The 15,661-nt window shown below is 61.7% G+C and carries 10 protein-coding genes; 4 read left to right on the top strand and 6 right to left on the bottom strand.

Annotation, left to right across the window (positions count from 1 at the left end):
- Positions 1–35 precede the first annotated feature (35 nt).
- Positions 36–1,007: an ROK family protein gene (locus RBH20_RS05105; RefSeq protein WP_004962100.1), complete on the top strand. Its 972-nt coding sequence runs from the start codon at positions 36–38 to the stop codon at positions 1,005–1,007.
- A 29-nt stretch (positions 1,008–1,036) separates the two neighbouring features.
- On the opposite strand, the gene RBH20_RS05110 is transcribed toward RBH20_RS05105, so the two are convergent.
- The 4 genes from RBH20_RS05110 to RBH20_RS05125 form a co-directional block, all read right to left on the bottom strand.
- On the bottom strand, positions 1,037–2,212 hold the full coding sequence (locus tag RBH20_RS05110; protein ID WP_306706183.1) for a Cdc6/Cdc18 family protein: 1,176 nt from the start codon (positions 2,210–2,212) through the stop codon (positions 1,037–1,039).
- Positions 2,213–2,274: 62 nt separating this feature from the next.
- Entirely contained in the window at positions 2,275–3,357 is a 1,083-nt protein-coding gene (locus RBH20_RS05115; protein ID WP_306706185.1) for a hypothetical protein, read from the bottom strand.
- Between the two features lie 3 nt (positions 3,358–3,360).
- Positions 3,361–4,893, bottom strand: a complete 1,533-nt coding sequence (gene glpK / locus RBH20_RS05120) for a glycerol kinase GlpK (protein ID WP_306706187.1) — start codon at positions 4,891–4,893, stop codon at positions 3,361–3,363.
- A 128-nt stretch (positions 4,894–5,021) separates the two neighbouring features.
- Positions 5,022–7,568, bottom strand: a complete 2,547-nt coding sequence (locus RBH20_RS05125) for an extracellular solute-binding protein (protein ID WP_306706189.1) — start codon at positions 7,566–7,568, stop codon at positions 5,022–5,024.
- 350 nt (positions 7,569–7,918) lie between these two features.
- Between RBH20_RS05125 and glpA the strand changes: the two genes are divergently transcribed.
- Genes glpA through RBH20_RS05140 form a run of 3 tightly spaced genes read left to right on the top strand, consistent with a single transcriptional unit; the run spans position 7,919 to position 12,286 of the window.
- Complete coding sequence (glpA, locus tag RBH20_RS05130; RefSeq protein WP_306706192.1) at positions 7,919–9,649, top strand: anaerobic glycerol-3-phosphate dehydrogenase subunit GlpA; 1,731 nt, start codon at positions 7,919–7,921, stop codon at positions 9,647–9,649.
- The gene (gene glpB / locus RBH20_RS05135) at positions 9,639–10,913 is read left to right on the top strand and encodes a glycerol-3-phosphate dehydrogenase subunit GlpB (protein WP_306706194.1); all 1,275 of its coding nucleotides are present in this window, start codon (positions 9,639–9,641) and stop codon (positions 10,911–10,913) included. The genes glpA and glpB overlap by 11 nt, the downstream gene beginning before the upstream one ends.
- Positions 10,910–12,286, top strand: a complete 1,377-nt coding sequence (locus RBH20_RS05140) for an anaerobic glycerol-3-phosphate dehydrogenase subunit C (RefSeq protein ID WP_306706196.1) — start codon at positions 10,910–10,912, stop codon at positions 12,284–12,286. Before glpB ends, RBH20_RS05140 begins: the two co-directional genes overlap by 4 nt.
- Before the next feature lie 23 nt (positions 12,287–12,309).
- Here RBH20_RS05140 and RBH20_RS05145 read toward each other — a convergent pair whose 3' ends face one another.
- Positions 12,310–12,762 (bottom strand): universal stress protein, encoded by a 453-nt coding sequence (locus RBH20_RS05145; protein ID WP_306706198.1) that lies wholly within the window; start codon positions 12,760–12,762, stop codon positions 12,310–12,312.
- Positions 12,763–12,859: 97 nt separating this feature from the next.
- A complete protein-coding gene (gene ppc, locus RBH20_RS05150; RefSeq protein ID WP_306706200.1) occupies positions 12,860–15,556 on the bottom strand; it encodes a phosphoenolpyruvate carboxylase in 2,697 nt (898 codons plus the stop codon).
- Positions 15,557–15,661 lie beyond the last annotated feature (105 nt).

The following is a 15,661-nucleotide window of genomic DNA, read 5'->3' on the forward strand; positions in this document are numbered from 1 at the left end:
TAGTTAAGTATCGGTGGGGCAACCCTTCGACCAGCATGGGCGCTTACGCAGGGGTCGACCTCGGAGCGACACATATTCGCGCTGTTATCGGTGATGAGACGGGCTCGATAGTCTCGTCACACAAAACTGAAACACCACGTGGACCGGCAGGTATTGCGGTCACGGAGGCGGTCCTCGATGCGATCCGGCAGGCCTGTGACGCCGCCGACATCGCCCCCACAGACGTGGTTGCCGCCGGTATCGGATCCTTCGGCCCGATGGATCTGGCCGAAGGCGTCGTGGAAAACCCAGCGAACCTTCCCGACACCATCGACCGGATTCCGCTGACTGGGCCGGTCGAAAATCTCATCGGCAGTGAGCGGGTGTCGCTGCACAACGACGCCAACGCCGGCGTCATCGGCGAGCGGTTCTACTCGGACCGGAGCCCCGATGACATGGTGTATCTCACTATCTCCTCCGGGGTCGGCGCTGGGGTGGCTGTCGACGGGAACATCCTCTCAGGCTGGGACGGCAACGCCGGCGAAGTCGGTCACTTGACAATTGATCCGCACGGGTTCATGACCTGTGGCTGCGGGCACGACGGCCACTGGGAAGCGTACTGCTCGGGCGAGAACATTCCGCGGTACGCCACACAGCTGCACCGGGAGGACCCCGTCGAGACAGCGCTCCCAATCGAGACTGAGGAGTTTTCCGCGGCAGATATCTTCGAATATGCTGGGGAAGACGAGTTCGCGTCTCACGTTCTTGATCAGATCTGTCACTGGAACGCGATTGGCGTCGCGAACATCGTTCACGCGTATGCTCCCCTTGTCGTCTACGTCGGTGGGGCCGTTGCACTCAACAACCCCGAACAGGTACTCAATCCGATCCGGGAGCGGCTTGATGACATGGTGATGTCGAACATTCCGGACATCCAGTTGACGCAGTTCGGCGACGATGTCGTGGTTCGCGGCGCACTGGCATCCGCGCTGACTGGCGGCACAGGTGACCCGTCACAGCGCGTGTAAAAAGCGTCGACCTGACCGCGAACTGTTGGCTACTGTTGCAAGTCGTACAGCCGCCGGAACGCCGTCGGGGGGAATCGCGGTTCAACACGGCTCGGCGGGCGTCCTTGACCGTTAGTGACCGTCGCTTCGACGCGGTCAACGACGCCGGATTCAGCCATTTCGTAGAGGAACCGCTTGACGGTCCCGGCAGAGAGATCGACGGACTGTGCTGACGCAATCGCCTCTGTCGTCGCCGTCACCGAGGAGCGTTCGCTCTCCTCTAGGTCGATGAGCTCCCTGAGAACGGTCTGTCGGTTCGTCGGCAGGGAGAGAACAACACCCAACGAAACACAGGGGTTTGGAACCTCCGCGATGGCCGCGTCGACGTTGGCCTGTGTGATGCGGTCCTGACCCCGTTCTTCGGCCAGTTCTGCGGCGATGAACAAAGCGGCAAGGGCATCGTGGGCGTTGCCGTCGGCCCAGTCAGCGATATGTCTTGCCTGACCGTGATCGAGCCCCTGCTGGGCCAGCCCGTTCGAGGTTCTGGTCATCAACACGTCGACGAGCATCTGGCGCTGGTAGCGGTCAATACTAATCGACTCGGCGGTGTACCGCGTCAGTTCAGTCGTCGACGGGTCATCGCGGCCGATAGCGAGCCAGCTGACGTTGCTCGGTAAGCCGGCAAACAGGTCAACGAGTGCTGGGGCCTGAATGCTCTCCGGTTCGCTGATGTGGTCGACTGCAATGACGATGCCTGTGCGTTGTTCTCGGACCAGGTCGTGAAGCCGCGACTTGAGCGTCTCCGTCCCGATTCCGTGTTCCGGCACCGATTCGTCAACGAGTGCGTCAAGGACCGCGTGGTAGAACGCGAATTCGCTTGCGGTCTCCCGGGCGTTCACGTAGACGAACGACGGAGAGGTCGGTGGTTGCGCACGGGTCGTCGTGTGGATAATCGCCTGTTGCTCCGTCGGGAGCTGTTCTAAGTTGGCGAACAGCGCCGTGATAACCGCGGATTTCCCTGAGCCACAGGGACCATGCACGTACGCGTTCGGCGGAAGCTGCCCATCGAACACCGGGTCGAGGTGGTCGAGGAGTCGTTCGAGGACCGGACCGCGGTCGGCCGGCTCCTCTATGTGGACAACCGGTGAGATGGACTCGTAATCCTGAATGAGCCGGGGCTCACCGTTCCGGCGTTGTCGACGCTTGATTCTCGCTTCAATATCCATGCTTGGAAATTAGATCGTGTGTATATTCGATTGGACCTGTAAATAAAAAGCCGTATGAGTTCTTACGGCAGGGGGACAGCTGCGGATGTCGTGAACACTCCAGCCAGTGCCAGAATGCCCAGGATGAGGGTCGTCGTAATGATTGATGCGGCTGGCGGGTCAAAGTGCGTATCTGAGTGGGCGTAGAAGATGCGCTGGTAGACCTCACCAAATAGCGCACCCAGGATACCGAAGAACGCTCCTAGGCCGAGCGCGACCAGGACACTCGCACCGTCCGTCATCGCCATACTGGCGACGAACGTTGCCGGGAGCGTCATGTGGTGCGTAACCGGGAATTTCTCCACGCCGAGGTTCAGGAACAGCAGACTCGCTGCTGAGATACCGAATGGGAGGAAGAGACTCCCGGTTTTCGCGAAGATGTACGCACCAAGGATGCCGGTAATGAGTCCGAGCATTGCGACGTGCGTCCACTTGTACTGGTGTGGGAGCCACGGCTCGACAGCCGGTCGTTCGGCGGCCATTCCACCATCCGTTGCGACTTCCTCACCCGACCGCATCTTGCCGCTCTCGAATGGCGACATATCCAGCAGGCTGCTGCCGCGGACACGTCCGATAACCGGGTAGCCAAAGACTAAGCGGGCGATAACAGCCGTCAGGATGACACCTGCTGCAGGCGGGTCAATCGGAACCCCGAGTCCACCGGACGTCTGTCTGATTGCCATCCCCAGGATACCGAAGACCCCACCGACAGCGAGGACATCTGGTCGGGTACCGAGGGCATAGGCGATGTCCTTCGCCGGGTGGTAGTCACCGTCGTCCGGCTCGTACATGCCGTCATACTTCGCGGCGTACGCTGCTGCTGCCACACCACCGGCGAAGGCAACGTGCGGCCCGAACACAGGGCCGAACGCCAGTGGGCCGACGATACCGGCTCCATACCCACCGGCGGCGCCCGAAATGACATCAGGAGAACCGCCGACGAACGACTCGGAAACGACGTTGCCGGCTTCACCGATAAGGACCATGAAGCCGGTGAAACAGAATGCCGGGAGTGCACCGATGGAGGCCCCGAACGCGCCGCCCGCAAACGCCGCGATGGCGAGGACGAGCATATCAACTGCCGTGAGTCCGAATGCGATCGCCATCTATTATTCCTCCTGTGCCCAGTCGCGGGAACGATCGACAGCGTCGTCCCAGCGGTCGTACATCTTGTCTGCCTTTCCAGCGTCCATCTCCGGCGAGAACTCCTCGTCAACCTGCCAGTTGTCCCGGAGTTCGTCGACGGTGTCCCAGTACCCAACCGCGAGGCCGGCTGCGTATGCCGACCCGAGGGCAGTGGTTTCGTCAACCTGTGGTCGAGCGATGTCCGTCTGGATTATGTCGGACTGGAGCTGACAGAGGAAGTTGTTCTTGACTGCACCACCGTCGACTCGCAGCGTCGTCATCTCGACACCGGAGTCTTCCTCCATCGCTTCCGCAAGGTCGCGGGTCTGGTACGCGATGGACTCGAGCGTGGCACGCACGATGTGCTCCTTTCGCGTTCCGCGGGTCATTCCGACAATCGTCCCGCGGGCGCGGCCGTCCCAGTGCGGAGCGCCGAGACCCGTGAAGGCCGGCACCATGTAGACACCGTCGGTTGATTCAACCGAGCGGGCCAGTTCCGCTGTCTGGGCAGCGTTGTTAATGAGGTCGACGTCCTCGAGCCATTCGATGGCCGCGCCGGCGATGAAGATAGAGCCTTCCAGCGCGTACTGGACGGGCTCACCGGACATCTGGAAGCCGACGGTCGTCAGCAGGCCGTTATCGGAGGCGACTGCTTCGGAGCCTGTGTTCATCAGGTAGAACGCGCCGGTCCCGTAGGTGTTCTTCGCATCACCCTTATCGAAGCAGGTCTGGCCGAACAGTGCGGCCTGCTGGTCACCCAGCGCGCCCGCAACGGGGACTTCCTCTTCGAGGAAGCCGTCCGCGTCGGTGTGCCCGTACAGACTCTCGTCGGAGGACGGGCGGACTTCCGGAACCATGGACTCCGGAACGCCGAACTCTTCGAGGAGCTCATCGTCCCACTCCATGTCGTGGATGTTGTACAGCATCGTCCGCGATGCGTTCGAGACATCCGTGATGTGGTTGCCGGTGAGCTTGTAGATGAGCCACGCGTCGATAGTCCCCATCAGGAGTTCACCGTCTTCGGCTCGTTCGCGGAGGTCAGCACCGCGCGAGCTCTGCATCTTGAGCGGCTCCGCGTTGTCGAGAATCCATTCGGTTTTGGTCGCTGAGAAGTAGGCGTCACATTCCAGCCCGGTCTTCCCGCGGATCCACTCGACTTTGTCCTCTTCCTGGATTTCCTCGACGCGGTCGGTGGTTCGGCGGTCCTGCCAGACCAGCGCGTTGTGGACAGGTTTGCCGGTCTCCTTGTCCCAGACGATCGTCGTCTCACGCTGATTCGTGATGCCAAGTGCCTCAAGCTGTTCGGCACCGACGCCTGCATCCGCCAACCCCTTGGTCACGACTTCCTGCGTGTTTTCCCAGATTTCGACGGGGTCGTGTTCGACCCAGCCGGGCTCCGGGTAGATCTGTTCGTGCTTCTCGTAGGCGTTCGCAACGACCTGGCCGCTGTGGTCGAATACCATGAAGCGGGTACCGGTCGTTCCCTGGTCGATCGCGCCAACGTATGTGTCTGCCATTGTTGTGTTCTCCGTGGCGGAGGTAGCTTATTTATGAAAGCTACCACCTTGCCAGTAAACAACATAGTGAACCATTATAAAGATTACTAATGGTGATGTTTGGCGAGTAAAGAAAGGACGGGGCGGCGCTACCGGTCGGAATCGTACCGCTCAAGCTGCTTTGTGACCTGTGTGTCGAGTCGATCGAGCGCGGACGGGACTGAATCAGGCCCGTCCATACTGTCGACGGCATCTTCGATGATTGTTCGAACCGTATCGAACGGGCCGATCTGCGCGCCCCGCGTCGCCGTGGTGTCACGTGTTTCCGTGAGCTGGTCGAATGCCGTTCGGTAGTGTGGGTTCTGTTCGAACCAGTCCGCCGACCGGAGCTGTGGAATCGTTTCCTCGTGGACGGGGAAATATCCAGTTTCTTGATGCCACCGACGCTGCTGAGCCGGTTCGGTGAGCCAGGTGAGGAACTCCCCGACAGCGTCGTGCACGGCTTCGGAAACTTCATCGCCGACCCAGAGCGATGCGCCGCCGACGAGTACGCCGGTCCGGTCGTCTAGTACGGGGAATCGGCCGGTCCCGACATCGAAGTCGGCGCTGCTTTCGATGCTGTTCAGCGACGACGTCGAGCCGATCAGCATCGCAGCGTCCTCCTCGGTGAAATGTGTCCGCGCCGCTCCTCTGGCTTCAATACCGGGGTCGTGGTACAGTCCGTCCGCTTCGAGGCCCTGCCACCATTCGAACAGGTCGTGGGCGAACTTGCCGTCGAGATTGCTCTCGGCCGGCGATCCGGATCGTCCGTTGTTTTTGTCTACGAGGAGCTGGTCAGCTTCGGCAAACCACTGCTCGACGAACCACGAGTAGTTCGCGAATGTGATACCGGTATCCACGCCACTCCTGTCGACGAGTTCCTCAGCCGCGCTCCGAACGTCAGCGAAGGTTTCCGGCGGTGAATCGGGGTCGAGTCCAGTCTGTCTGAACGCGTCGCGGTTGTACGCCATCACTGGATTCGATGCGTTGAACGGCAGCGAGTGGAGCGTCCCGTCGAACCGGTAGTAATTCGTCACCGGGTCAAGCAGCGAGTCGATGTGGGCTGTCGGGAGGAGTTCCTCGACGGGTCTAAAGTATCTACTGTCGCGCGCACGCGTAGTGCCGATCTCAAATATCTGTGCGATTGCCGGCGGGTCACCGTTTTCGGCGGCGTTTAGCGTCGCATCGAGAGTTCCGCGATAGCTCCCTTTCGATCGCAGTGCGAGACTGATGCCGTCAGTCTGTGATTCGAACTCACGAACCAGTTCTTCGAGCAGTAGCGCCTTCTCACCGCCCATCGCGTGCCAGAACTCGACGACGGTCCCATTCGTGTTAGTCGCCGCTGCACCGGTCGCCAGTTCGAAGGAATCGAGCGATGCATCCAGTGATTCGGCTCGCTCGGTGAGCGTCGAGACACGCGTCGAGACCTCCGCGAGTTCCGTCGTCTGGTCCGCTGCGGCGTCGGCGGCGACGGCCGCTTCTTCGGCCGTCCGGGCGCTTATGCCTTCAACATCGTCGACCATCGACACGACTTCCTGCGTGGAATCGGCCTGCGTATCCGTCGCATCATCAATTTCCTGTACGCTCGAATCAACTTCCTCAACCATCGAGACAACGGAATCCAGTTCATCGAGCGCGCTGGCGACTGATGAACGAGTGTCTTCGACGCTTTCCCGGGTGTCGTACATCTCCGAAACCGTTGCGTCGGCCTGTTCGTGCACCTCCTGAATGGAGGCTGCAATCTCGTCGGTCGCTTCCTTCGTCTCGGTTGCGAGTGATTTGACCTCCTCAGCCACGACAGCGAACCCGTCGCCGGATTCCCCTGCTCGGGCCGCTTCGATGTTGGCGTTCAGTGCCAGCATATTGGTCTGGTCCGCCACATCCGTGATGAAATCCACAATCTCCTCGATATCCGACAGCAGGTCGTTCAGTTGTTCGACCTTGTCGACGGTCGCTTCGGCGTTGTCGGTCAACTGGTCAAGCGTCGTCATCGCCGAGGACGCCGACTCCAGTGCGGATTCGCCTCGAACGCTGGCTTCGCCTGATATGTCCGCGACCTCGTTTGCGGCGCTCGCTATCTCCTCAATCGTCGCTGAGAGGTTCCGCATCTCGTCGGAGATCGACTGGATCTCGTCACGTTGCTCGTCAGACCCGGTGGCAATCTCTCCGACGGCACCGCTCACATCCCGGCTAGCGGATTTGACTGACCCGATGCGGGTGTCGACCTGTTCCGTTGCGGCGGTCACCTGTTCGCTGAACGACGCCATCCGGTCGACGGTGTCTGTCCACTCTCGGAGCAGTTCACCGTATGCCTCGTACAATGGTTCAGCCGCTTCCGTTGGTGGCTGCCCGGGCTTCGCAGTCAGGTCGCCGTCGGCGTTTGCCGCAGCAACAGAAGTGAGACGGTCGACAGCGGTTTCAAGTGCGCGACGCTCCGCCCGCTCCTGTTCGAGTTCCGCCGCCAGTTGCTCACACTGTGCTTTCAGTTCCGCCCGCTCGGGGTCGCTTTCTGTTTCCCCGGCCGCTTCGTGGAGGGCTTCTGTCGACGACCTTTCACGCTCCGACTCGCTTTCGTCCCGTCCCTCTGTGACGCCACCGTCGGTGCGTTCCCCATCGGGCCGGCCATCTTCTGAATTAAGTGGGTTCCATTTACTCATTGTTACTCTCGCTGGCCAAACGGCCAACACGGTCTCGCGGATAATCAACTATCAAAATACATAATAGTTACTGTTGGGTAGGCGGTAGTGATAATTAAAGTTTGAGAGAGGTAATTACGGATAGAATAGAAATACGCAGCCGAGTAAGTTTAATATTTAATTTCATTTTCAACATTCGAGCAGTTGTGTACGATCACTCGAACAACTATTCATTGAAATTTAAACTGTGGGGCGTTCACAACCAACAGTGCAGATCGCCGGTATTCCTCATGATTACATAGAAAATTTACTACCCAAGCACCAGCAACGGTAAAGTGAAGTGCGTGCGCTCCAAAACCACGGAAAGATAGATGGGACCGACACCACACATCGCCGTCATCGGTGGCGGCTCGACTGGGGCGGGCATCGCGCGGGACCTCGCGATGCGCGGGCTCGACGTAACCCTCGTAGAACAGGGGAATCTGACCCACGGGACCACCGGTCGAATGCACGGGCTACTCCATAGCGGCGGGCGGTACGCCGTTTCGGATCAGGCCAGTGCGACCGAGTGTATCGAGGAAAACCGGGTGCTGCGGGATATCGCAAGCCACTGTGTCGAAATGACCGGCGGCTTGTTCGTCAAGCGACCGGAGGACTCCGAGGAGTACTTCCAGAGGAAGCTCAGCGGCTGTGAGGAATGTGGTATTCCCGCTGAAGTCGTCTCTGGCGAGGAAGCCCGCGCGATGGAGCCACATCTGGCCAAGGACATCGACAAGGCCATCAGCGTCCCTGATGGGGCTATCGACCCGTTCCGGCTGGTGGTCGCGAACGCCGCGAGCGCACAAGAACACGGCGCACGCATCGAGACACACTCCAAGGTTACCGACCTCATCGTCGAGAGCGGCGAAGTTGTCGGCATCGAGGTCGAACACGACTCCGGTCCCGGAAAGCGCGTCCACGGTACCGAAGGCGGAACCGAGGAGATCCAGGCCGACTACGTCGTGAACGCGACGGGAGCCTGGGCCGGCCGCATCGGCGACATGGCCGGACTGGACATCGAGGTCCGTCCCTCTAAGGGAGTCATGACAATCATGAACATCCGCCAGGTCGACACCGTCATCAACCGCTGTCGGCCCAAGGGCGACGCCGACATCGTCGTGCCCCACGAGACGACCGCGATTCTGGGCACGACCGACGAAGAGGTCGAGGACCCCGAGGACTACCCCGAAGAGCAGTGGGAAGTCGACATGATGATCGACACCCTCTCGGAGCTGATTCCGATGCTCGACGATGCCCGCACCATCCGCTCGTTCTGGGGCGTCCGTCCGCTGTACGAACCACCGGACGTCGGCAGCGACGACCCGACGGACATCACGCGGGACTTCTTCTTGCTCGACCACGACGAGCGCGACGACCTGCCCGGCATGACCAGCATTGTCGGCGGGAAGTTCACGACCTACCGGATGATGGGCGAGCAGATTGCTGACCACGTCTGCGGGAAGTTCGGCATCGACGCCGACTGTCGGACCGCCGACGAGCCACTGCCGGGCAGCGAGGACTTCTCGGTGCTGCGGGACTACATGGACGAGTTCGGGCTCCGGTCGCCGATTGGTCGTCGGAGCGTCGAACGGCTCGGCTCACGAGCCGATGACGTGCTCAAGACCGACGGGCCGAACCCGACGGTCTGTGCGTGTGAAGGCGTCACCCGAGCCGAGATTCAGGACGCTATCAAGGGATCGGGCTCGGACCTCAACGCCGTCCGCATCCGGACCCGTGCGTCGATGGGCAACTGTCAGGGCGGCTTCTGCTCGCACCGGATGGCGAGTGAACTCCACTCGGAGTACGACGAGCCGGTCGTCCGCGAGGCCTGGGATGAACTGCTACAGGAACGCTGGAAGGGCCAGCGACACGCCCTCTGGGGCGAACAGCTCTCCCAGGCGGCACTGAACTACGCACTGCACGCCACCACGCAGAACCGCGACCAAGACCCGGCGGACGGCGACTCGGTGGACTTCTCGGCGTTCGATTCGGGCCGCGGGCAAACGGGCGGGAGCGTCGACAGCGCGGACGTAGCCGCTGACGGAGGGACAAATGGCTATTGAGTCGGAGGTACTCGTCATCGGCGGCGGCCTCGGCGGGCTGACCAGCGCGCTGGCGGCCGCCCGTGAGGGGGCTGACGTGCGACTGGTCTCCTACAAACAGAGCACGCTTCGACAGGCGTCGGGTCTGGTAGATATACTTGGCTACACGCCGGACGGCGACGGCCCACTGACCGATCCGTACGAGGCGATTCCGTCGCTGCCGGAGGCTCATCCGTACCGGAAAGTCGGTGTCCAGACGGTCCGGGACGCACTGTCGCTGTTCGACGACGCGGTTCCGACCTACGAAGGTGAGCACACGGACACGAACGCGCTCCTACCTACCCACGGCGGGAGTATCAAACCGACCGCCCGCTACCCGGCCGGAGCCAGCGCCGGCCTCGCTAGCGACACCCGCGACACGCTGCTGGTCGGCATCGAGGAAATGGTCGATTTCGACGCGCCCCACGTCGCTGCCCATCTCGACGCGACGGGCGTGCCCTTCGATGTCCGCGGCGAGACAATTCGGTTCCCGGGCGACCTGCGCGCAGACGCAAAGGTCACGCGGTATGCAAAACTTCTCGATACCAACAGCGAGGTGGCGGTTCGCGGGCGAATGGTTCCGGCCCGCGAAGCCCTCGCCCAGCGCGTGAACCCGCTGCTGGAGGACGAAGAGCGGGTCGGCTTCCCGGCGATTCTCGGCGACGACAACCCCGGAGCCATCCGCGACGCACTGGGTGACCACCTCGGTGTCGACGTGTTTGAGGTCCCGATGGGGCCGCCGTCGCTGCCCGGCCTCCGACTGGAGGACGCCCTGTTCTCGGCGCTGGACGAGGCCGGAGCCAGCATCGAGACCGGCAACCCTGTCGTCGACTTTGAGGGCGAAGACCGCATCGAGAAGGTATTCATCGAGAAGAACGGCGCGAAGATTCCCAACAGCGCCGACCAGTACGTCCTCGCGACCGGCGGCTTCGTCGGCAAGGGCGTCGAGTCCGACCGCGATGGGGTGTACGAGCCGGTGTTCGACTGCCACGTCCCCCACGCCGCGGACCGCTACGACTGGTTTGAGGGCGAACTGTTCGGCGACCACGAGTTCGCTCGCTACGGCGTGGCGACCGATGATGACCTGCGGCCCCTTGACGCAAGCGAGCATAGCGAGTTCGAGAACCTGCGCGCTGCCGGCTCCGTACTGGGCGGCTACGACTTCGCCGCCGAGAAATCCGGTAGCGGGGTCTCGATCGCAACAGGCTACGCGGCGGGCCAGCGCGCCGCACAGGAGGCACGATGAGTGACGCTGAAACCCCACCAGAGACAGATTTTGACCCGGTAGCACCGAACACAGGCGAGGAGTTCGAACCAGTTGATGTCTTCCCCGACAGCGACGACTTCGACCTCCGGCCCGGCGCGGACTCCTGTTTCAAATGCTCGACCTGCGACACGAACTGCCCCGTCGCGGAGGTCGACGACGATTTCCCCGGCCCGAAGTTCCAGGGTCCCGAACAGTGGCGACTCAAGCAGTCCGACGACGACCACGAGATCGATGACTCGGTGATGGACTGCTCGAACTGCATGCGCTGTGACAACGCCTGCCCGTCGGGCGTCCCGCTCAGCCAGATGCACAACACCGCCCGCGGGGAGTACGTCAGCGAGCAGATGGACAAGCTCTCCGTCGAGTACATCCGGAACCGCATTCTTGCGAACTACCGCACTTCCGCGTTCCTCGCGAGTAAGGTCCCCCGACTCGCGAACTTCGCCATGAACTTCGGGCCGGCCCGCTGGGTGATGGAAAAGACGCTCGGCGTTACCAGCGAGCGTGACTTCCCTGCCTTCGCAAAACAGACCTTTCGCGATTGGTGGGCCGACCGCGGCGGTCAGGTCCAATCACGGGAGAACGCGAGAGCCGCCCGAAAACGGCGTGGACTCCCTGAGGATGCCGACAAGAAGGTGGCGTATTTCCACGGCTGTTACTCCAACTACAACACGCCGGAGGTCGGCAAGGCGATGGTTCGGGTGTACGAGGAGTTCGGTTACGAGGTCGTCGCGCCCGAGCAGAAGTGCTCCGGAACACCGATGTTCGCCAACGGGATGCTTGACGACGCCCGCCGCCACGCCGAGACGAACGTCTCATCGATGTCCGAGCTCGTCGATGAGGGATACCGCGCCATCGCCTCCTGTACCTCGTGTTCGATGGCGCTCCGACAGGAGTACCCCGAACTGTTCGATATTGACGGCGTCGACAAAGTCGCCGAGAACACCTTCGAGGCTGTCGAGTACCTCCGCATTCACGAAGACCTCAAGGGTGAAGTGCAGGCGGCCGACGTAGACGGCGACCTCGCCGAAGAGTTCGCCTACCACGCTCCGTGTCACTCACGCAATCAGGGACTCGACCGCCAGGCCGTCGAACTATTCCGCGACCTCGACGGCGCCGAAGTCGAGGACGTCGGCGACTCCTGTTCTGGCATCTCGGGAACCTATGGCTGGAAAGAGGAGAAATACGAGAAGTCGATGGAGATTGGCGAGGAGATGTTCGAGCACATGGAACACGCCGAAGGTGAAACTGGCATGACCGAGTGCCCGACCTGCGCGATGCAGATGGAACACGGCAGCGGCTACGAGATCCGACATCCGCTTGAACTCCTCGAAGCCGCGCTTGTAGAGTAACTGGAAAACTCGTTTTCTGCGTCTTAGTCCTCGCCGCGGACGAACGTGACCGGACACGGTGCGTTCAGCATGACTTCCTGTGCCGTGGAGCCGAAGACGGCCTTCCCAGTCGGCGAGCGCTTACGGCCGCCGACGACGGCAAGGTCCGACCCCGTCACTTCGGCGAGGTTGACGATCTGCTCACCGTGGTTGCCCACGGCACCACGGACCTGTGTCGACAGACCAGCGTCATCGAACCGCGAGACAAGTTCCCGGACGGTTGTGTGACGGTCGGCGACCTCGTCGGGATCGGCTTCACCGGTCGATGCGAATTCAAGCCTGTCGACGACGCCGTCGTATTGGTCGTCGGTGAATACGTGTGCGACGATGACCGTCGCACCGGCCGGGCCCGCGATATCGAGCACGGCGTCAGCGAGTTCGTCAATTCGGTCGGCGTCGTTCGGTCCAACTGCGAGAAGAACTGTTTCGAGTGCCATACCGGCTACTCCGGGGGCAGACGCGTAAATCCTTCGATGGGTACTACTTTCGTAGTAAGCCGTTACAGCGTCGCCTCAGCCGGCGTCGTGCAGTGGCTCACCCGGTGTTTTTCATCCCGGCCGCGATACCCTGGACGGTCAGCCGCAGGGTCCGGCGCTCGGTTTCGGTCCGGTGGGACTGCTTGAGCAGGCGGACCTGCAACAGGTTCAGCGGGTCGACATACGGGTTCCGGCGCTCGAGGTTCTCCTTGAGCCAGTCCCGCGAGAGCAGGCCGTCCTGCCCGGTGATTTCGAGCACCTTCTCGACGGTGTCCTCGTACTCCTCGACGAGACGCGGGTAGATGCGCTCGCGGAGTTCGGGGTCGGCGAGGTCGGCGTACTCCTCGGCGATCCCGAGGTCAGTTCGGGCGAGCGCCAGCGACGCGTTGTCGAGTTTCGTCCGGAAGAACGGCCAGTTCTCGTACATCTCCTGTAGGGTTTCCATGTCGCCACCGTTTTCGAGGTAGGCGTCGAGCCCAGTCGAAATCGAGTACCAGCCGGGAATGATACAGCGAGCCTGCGTCCAGGAGAACACCCAAGGAATGGCCCGGAGGTCCTCGACACTGCGGTCTTCACTTCGGGACGCCGGCCGCGAGCCCATGTTGAGGTTCTCGATGACGGTGATTGGCGTCGCTTGATCGAAGAACTCGACGAAGCCATCGGTCTCAAGCAGGTCCTGATACTCGTCACGGGCGGCGTCGGCCGCTGTCTCCATCGCCTCCTCCCACTCGTCGGGAATCTCCTCGACGGGCTCCTCGATTGCGTTTTGGCGCGCCCGAATCTGGGCGTTGAGCATCTGTTCGAGGTTCCGCTCGGCGATGTCGTGGTTGGCGTACTTCTCTGCGATAGCCTCGCCCTGCTCGGTGAACTTGATCTGACCGGTCACCGTCTCGTTTGGCAGGGCCAGCATGGCGTCGTTCATCGGCCCGCCACCGCGGGAGATAGAGCCGCCGCGGCCGTGGAACAGGCGCATCTCCACGTCGTAGTCGTCGGTGATGTCCGCGAGTCGCTTCTGGTTGTTGTACAGCGACCAGTTGGCGGCGAGGAAGCCATTCTCCTTGTTCGAGTCGGAATACCCGAGCATGATCTCTTGGATATTGTCTCGGGCCTCCAGCGCCTGGGAATAGGCTTCGTTCTCGAACAGCGTGCCCATGATACGGCGGGCGCCGGAGAGTGCGTACTCCGACTCCAGCAGCGGCACCACGTCGAACCCGCAGTAGCCGGGCAAGTCGACGATATCGACCTGGTCGGCGAGGAACAGCACTTCCAGCGCGTGGCTGGGCTCTTCACACCACGAGATGGCGTAGGTATCAATGGCGTCGATACCGAACTCGTTTTGCCAGTCGGCGGTGGCACGGAAGCGGTCGAGGACGCGGGTGGCGTCCTCCGAGAGCCCCTCGGTGTCTTCCATGTCGATAACGGTGTTATCCTGGAGGATGGCCTCGGTCAGGAACTCGACGCGCTCGTCCTCGTCCATCGACGCGTAGTCAATGCCTTGCCGGTCGACAGCCTCGGCGATGGCGTCGGTGTGCATCTTCCGGTGGTCGCGCAGGTCGAGGCTGGCAAGGGTGAAGCCGAACGTCTCGACCTTCCGGATCAGCGGGTCGACATGGGCTTCAGCGATGACCTCGGCATCGTTCTCACGGAGGCTGTCGGCGATGACGCGGAGGTCGGTCAGCAGCTCCTCGTCGTTCTCGTAGCCGCCCTGGCGAACATCGCTGACCCGGATGACGGATTCGCGCATCAGCCGGAGCTTCTGGCGGTAGGGCTCATCGGGATACCGCTCCTCGGCTTCCTTGGCGACGCCGGGGAGCCTAGACTTGTGACGGTCCAGTCGCTCGTTGAACAGCGCATCAGTCGCGATGTTCGAGGCATCTTGGCTCAGCACGCCGGAGAGTTCCTTGAGCTTGGTGCGGTACAGCGGCAGTACAGTATCGCGCTGGCGCTCCAGCGTCTCCTCGGTCACGTCGGTCGTGACGAATGGGTTGCCGTCGCGGTCGGAGCCGGCCCACGAGCGGAACTCATAGAGCGTGTCGATGTCGATGTCCTCGTCGTACACGTCTTCGAGGGTGTGTTCGAGTTCGTCGTACACCTCGTCGATGACGTCAAACAGGACGTTTTCGAGGTACCACTGGACGTTCAGGGCCTCGTCAGTGACTTCTGGGCGGCGGTCACGGACCTGTGGGGTCTGCCAGAGGCTCGTCACTTCAGCATCAAGGTCCCGTTCGATGCGCTTTTGCTCGCGGTCAGTGAGCCGTCGCTCGTCGAGTCGCTCGATGTCACGGGCCACCGACCGGAGTTTCGCTTTCACCGTCTTCCGGCGGGCCTCGGTCGGGTGGGCCGTGAACGTCGGCTGGATGAGCACGTCTTCGAGGACCTGCTCGAACTCCTCCGGGTCTGCGCCACGTTCAGCCAAATCCCGGACGGCTTCCTCAACGCTGTCGGCCAGCACATCTCCTTGGCTGCCCTCCCGGATTTCTCGAACCCGTTCGCGTTCTTCGGCGAGATTGATAAGCTCGAAATACGTGGTAAACGCGCGTGCGACGATATCCTGCGTTTCCGGATTCAGTCGGTTCAGCGCCCGGTGGACCTCGTCCCGTGTCTCGGCGTCACCGCGTCGGTAGTCTATACACGAGTTCCGGATAGTTTCTACCGTTTCAAACGCCTCGGTCGACGTTTGTGCCTCCAGCACCTCGCCCAGGAGCGCACCCAACTCCCGTACGTCCTGGTTTATCTCTCTGGCGTGCAAAGTCATACCACTTCATCCAGAACCGAGCCCTAAAACACTATTGAAACGGTGTATCAGGGATAGACGTTCGTGAAGAACCCGGTTGCGAGAAATAGCCAATATTAATCGTGG

The organism is Haloarcula sp. H-GB4, from assembly GCF_030848575.1.
In the GTDB taxonomy this organism is placed as follows: domain Archaea; phylum Halobacteriota; class Halobacteria; order Halobacteriales; family Haloarculaceae; genus Haloarcula.

Excerpts from the sequence above, each read along its gene's own strand:
- RBH20_RS05105 (WP_004962100.1), top strand. The coding sequence starts at position 36 with ATGGGCGCTTACGCAGGGGTCGACCTCGGAGCGACACATATTCGCGCT.
- RBH20_RS05110 (WP_306706183.1), bottom strand. The coding sequence starts at position 2,212 with ATGGATATTGAAGCGAGAATCAAGCGTCGACAACGCCGGAACGGTGAG.
- RBH20_RS05115 (WP_306706185.1), bottom strand. The coding sequence starts at position 3,357 with ATGGCGATCGCATTCGGACTCACGGCAGTTGATATGCTCGTCCTCGCC.
- glpK (WP_306706187.1), bottom strand. The coding sequence starts at position 4,893 with ATGGCAGACACATACGTTGGCGCGATCGACCAGGGAACGACCGGTACC.
- RBH20_RS05125 (WP_306706189.1), bottom strand. The coding sequence starts at position 7,568 with ATGAGTAAATGGAACCCACTTAATTCAGAAGATGGCCGGCCCGATGGG.
- glpA (WP_306706192.1), top strand. The coding sequence starts at position 7,919 with ATGGGACCGACACCACACATCGCCGTCATCGGTGGCGGCTCGACTGGG.
- glpB (WP_306706194.1), top strand. The coding sequence starts at position 9,639 with ATGGCTATTGAGTCGGAGGTACTCGTCATCGGCGGCGGCCTCGGCGGG.
- RBH20_RS05140 (WP_306706196.1), top strand. The coding sequence starts at position 10,910 with ATGAGTGACGCTGAAACCCCACCAGAGACAGATTTTGACCCGGTAGCA.
- RBH20_RS05145 (WP_306706198.1), bottom strand. The coding sequence starts at position 12,762 with ATGGCACTCGAAACAGTTCTTCTCGCAGTTGGACCGAACGACGCCGAC.
- ppc (WP_306706200.1), bottom strand. The coding sequence starts at position 15,556 with ATGACTTTGCACGCCAGAGAGATAAACCAGGACGTACGGGAGTTGGGT.